A 3,406-nucleotide genomic window follows, 5' to 3' on the forward strand; every position below is an offset into this window, starting at 1 on the left:
TCACCATTGTCGGCCTAATCCGCGGTCTTTCATGCAGCAGGGGCTCTCAATGTTTTTATGTCCTGCTCATATCGTCTGTGCCGGCACCTGGGGACAGTCCTTATGTCAAGAGATTGGTGGTCGTTGGGGATGTTCTTGTTTGACTAGTCGTTTAAGAACGTCCCCAATGACTATTGAATTGGCTTTTTGAGGGCTAAACAGGAACTATCTCACCGCAACTGCGTTGGGCGTTTTTTGGCGGCTGGTTTACTTGCTCGCGAACAGCCAGATTGCGATGATCACCAGGATTGCGGCGACGACGCAGACGATGGCGCCTGTGAATTTGATGCGTGAGTCGCGGGTACGCTCGCGCACCGCGTCCTCGGCGGCCTCGAGCTGGGCGACTTCTCGCTCGGTCTCGGCGTGTTCGGCTTTGTCTCGGGCCAAGGATCCTGCAAGCGACTCAGTGATCTCTGGGTGGTCGTGCACCTCGGTCGCCTGTTCGATGATTGACTGCGCATGTGCGGCATCTGCTTGGGCGTTGGCGATGCTCTGCTCCTGGTCGCGGCGTGCCTTGTCCTCGGCAGTGATCTTCTCGCGCAGTTCGCGCTGACGAGTCGCGGCGGCAGTCTTCGCCGTCTGCAGCTCGTCGCGCGCGGCATCGGCTTCGGTCGTCACGGCTTGGTGCGCGCGTTTTGCGTCGGCGATAGGGGCTTGAGCTTGCTCGACGGCCTGCTCGGCTGCGGCAAGCGAGTGTTCAAGGTCGGCGGTGATACGCGGGACATCTTCTTCGGCTTTACGCAGGGCATCTGCCGTGTCGGAGATCTGCATCGAGAGCTCGCTGGTGCGCACCGTATAGTTGGCGGGATTTGCCGAGGGATTGCGTTGCAGCTCGGCATACTCATGACGCAGTGTCTCGAGCTGGGCGCGCGTGGCGTCGACGGTTTGTTGTGCGGCGGCAATGCCGGCGTCTCGCTCGGCCTGCACCTTGTCGCGGATGCGCTTGGAATCCTCAAGACGGCGAACGAGGCGGTTGCCGGTCTCGCGCGAGCTCGCCTCGCGGGCCTCCACGGCATCGAGCGCGGCCTTCAGGCGGAGCTCGGTCGCGTCATCCTCTGTCTTCATTTGTTCGAGCTGACCCTTGAGCTCTGCTACTTTGGAAGCATGGACATCGCGATTGATTTCGGCTGCCGCAGCGGTCTTTTGCGCTGTGGCGATCGCCTGGCGCTGGTCGGCGACGATCTGGTCGTAGCGGCCTGCGATATCCTGGCGCGTCTCGAGTTCCTCGGCCTGATCGGCAATGCGCTGCTCAAGTTCGGCCAGGTGGGCGCGGGCATCGGCAAGTGCCTTTTTCGCGGCGTTCATCTCGCGCATGGCCGAGGCGCCCTGGGCGATAAAGGTACCCACGGCGTTCGCAGTGTTCGAGACAGCGGTCCCCAGATCGCGGCTTGCGGCGGGGGAGTGCGGGGCGGTCGGGCGAGCGGTGTCGGCAGCGTCCGCATCGGCAGCCTGCGGCGCGGCGATATTGCCGGTACCGCCCTCGACCACAGAAAAGCCTGCTGCGTGCGGATCGACCGCATCGGCGCCAATCGTGGGGTGCTCGAGCTGCAGAAACGAGGGCATGGTGCTGCCCTGGTCGGCAACCGGAGTCTCGCCGGGCACAAAGGTCGAGGCCGCCTCGGCGGCCTCCTCTTCCTCGGCATCGATATCGGCATCGGCGACGGCGTCTTTCATCGCTTTGACAGCATCCATCATGGAGTCCATGACGGCATCGAGCTCTTCTTCCGAAGACACCTCGATGGGGCCCGCTGCTTGCGGGGCGTCGTCCTGTACAGGGGCGTCGTCCTGAGCGGGCGCATCGTCGTTTTGCTCATCGGCGTTTTCTGTTTCGGGGGTTTCCGCCGTAGCGCTTTCGTTCAAGATGGGGTCGTCGATGTCGATACCATCGCAGGTCACAGCGTCAGTATCTGCGGTGACGTCTGCGGAATCATCAATATGCTGTTGAGTCTGGGGGTCCAGCTCGTCTGTCATAGGCATGTGCTCCTCATCGTTGTTTGTCACCCTATGATAAAGTCTCGCGCCGACATCCCGCGCGCCGCAGCAAAGTTTCAAAACGTGTTCGATGGCTCGATCTGATAGCAATAACTCGATCGCTTTATTCAGTTTGTACTTGACAATCCCTTCGCCGAACGACGTGGTGCCGTTCGCCTGCCATGGGCTTTATTTTTCACTTGAAGAAGCTAAAGTTGCATTTCAGCTTTTGGCGCGTGAAGTTGGATGCGCGCAGTCGGCGGGCGTGCCCGTCGCGATTTGAAAGGACTTTGTATGGGACTTTTCACTGGTAAGACCGTGATCGTCACCGGCGGCGGCAAGGCCACGCTTAAGGACGGTTCCGCTGGCTCCATCGGCTACGGCATCGATATCGCATTTGCCAAGGAGGGCGCGAACCTCGTCATCACCGGCCGCAACGTCGCCAAGCTCGAGGCCGCCAAGGAGTCTCTCGAGGCCGAGTACGGCGTCAAGGTTCTGCCTGTTCAGGCCGATGTCTCGGCTGGTCAGGACAACGAGGCCGTCGTCCAGAACGTCATCGACAAGGCCATTGAGGAGTTCGGCCGCATCGACGCCGTCGTCAACAATGCTCAGGCCAGCGCCTCGGGCGTGACCATCGCCGATCACACCATGGATCAGTTCAACCTGGCCATTTACTCTGGCCTGTATGCCACCTACCTGTACATGCAGAAGGCCTATCCGCACCTGAAGGAGACCAAGGGCTCCGTGGTCAACTTCGCTTCGGGCGCCGGCCTGTTTGGCAATTATGGCCAGTGCAGCTATGCCGCCGCCAAGGAGGGCATCCGCGGCCTGACCCGCGTTGCCGCCAACGAGTGGGGCAAGGACGGCATCAACGTCAACATCGTGTGCCCGCTTGCTTGGACCGCTGCGCTCGAGAACTTCCAGGATGCCTATCCCGAGGCGTTCAAGGCCAACGTCCACATGCCGCCGGCGGGTCACTACGGCGACGTCGAGAAGGAGATCGGCCGCGTTGTCGTTCAGCTCTGCGGTCCCGACTTTAAGTACATGAACGGCGAGACCGTCACCCTCGAGGGTGGCATGGGCCAGCGGCCGTAGGGGGTTACGTCTCAGGTTCCGCCGTTCTAACGAACGGCGGACCAGCCGACGCTGCGCGGGCCGCATTTGGACAATCTGACGTTCAACTTCAAGGGCGCGACCAGAAGGTCAGTGCCCTTTCGTTTCACATCACCTTGTCTCAAATGCGGCCCGCTCGCTGACTTATGCTCAACCTGCGGCGCCATTTTGCTTGAAGGCACCTTGCTCGATCTGGCGGGTTTTCTCTCATATGACCCAATCCGCTGTCAAGAGCCACAATGGCCCCGCCGACCGCTTGCAATCGGTCGGCGGGGCCTGCCGT

Annotated in this window: 3 protein-coding genes; 2 read left to right on the plus strand and 1 reads right to left on the minus strand. The window is 61.2% G+C overall.

Features of this window, described 5'->3' with window-relative positions; genetic code table 11:
* Positions 1–246 precede the first annotated feature (246 nt).
* The gene (locus tag ABHU32_RS09865; RefSeq protein ID WP_346979799.1) at positions 247–2,010 is read right to left on the minus strand and encodes a coiled-coil domain-containing protein; all 1,764 of its coding nucleotides are present in this window, start codon (positions 2,008–2,010) and stop codon (positions 247–249) included.
* A gap of 91 nt (positions 2,011–2,101) precedes the next feature.
* Between ABHU32_RS09865 and ABHU32_RS09870 the strand changes: the two genes are divergently transcribed.
* Together ABHU32_RS09870 and ABHU32_RS09875 are read left to right on the plus strand one after the other, a co-directional pair.
* Positions 2,102–2,293 carry a dsRNA-binding motif domain-containing protein gene (locus ABHU32_RS09870; RefSeq protein ID WP_148332093.1) on the plus strand — a complete coding sequence of 64 codons (192 nt, stop codon included), beginning with the start codon at positions 2,102–2,104 and terminating at the stop codon, positions 2,291–2,293.
* Between the two features lie 11 nt (positions 2,294–2,304).
* Positions 2,305–3,105, plus strand: a complete 801-nt coding sequence (locus tag ABHU32_RS09875; protein WP_006235414.1) for an SDR family NAD(P)-dependent oxidoreductase — start codon at positions 2,305–2,307, stop codon at positions 3,103–3,105.
* The last annotated feature ends 301 nt before the right edge of the window (positions 3,106–3,406 follow it).

Origin of the sequence: Collinsella aerofaciens, assembly GCF_039758965.1 — a bacterium.
GTDB lineage: Bacteria > Actinomycetota > Coriobacteriia > Coriobacteriales > Coriobacteriaceae > Collinsella > Collinsella aerofaciens_BR.

What these genes read in the sequence shown, in the direction of transcription:
- ABHU32_RS09865 (WP_346979799.1), bottom strand. Translation starts at nt 2,010, where the DNA reads ATGACAGACGAGCTGGACCCCCAGACTCAACAGCATATTGATGATTCC.
- ABHU32_RS09870 (WP_148332093.1), top strand. Translation starts at nt 2,102, where the DNA reads ATGGCTCGATCTGATAGCAATAACTCGATCGCTTTATTCAGTTTGTAC.
- ABHU32_RS09875 (WP_006235414.1), top strand. Translation starts at nt 2,305, where the DNA reads ATGGGACTTTTCACTGGTAAGACCGTGATCGTCACCGGCGGCGGCAAG.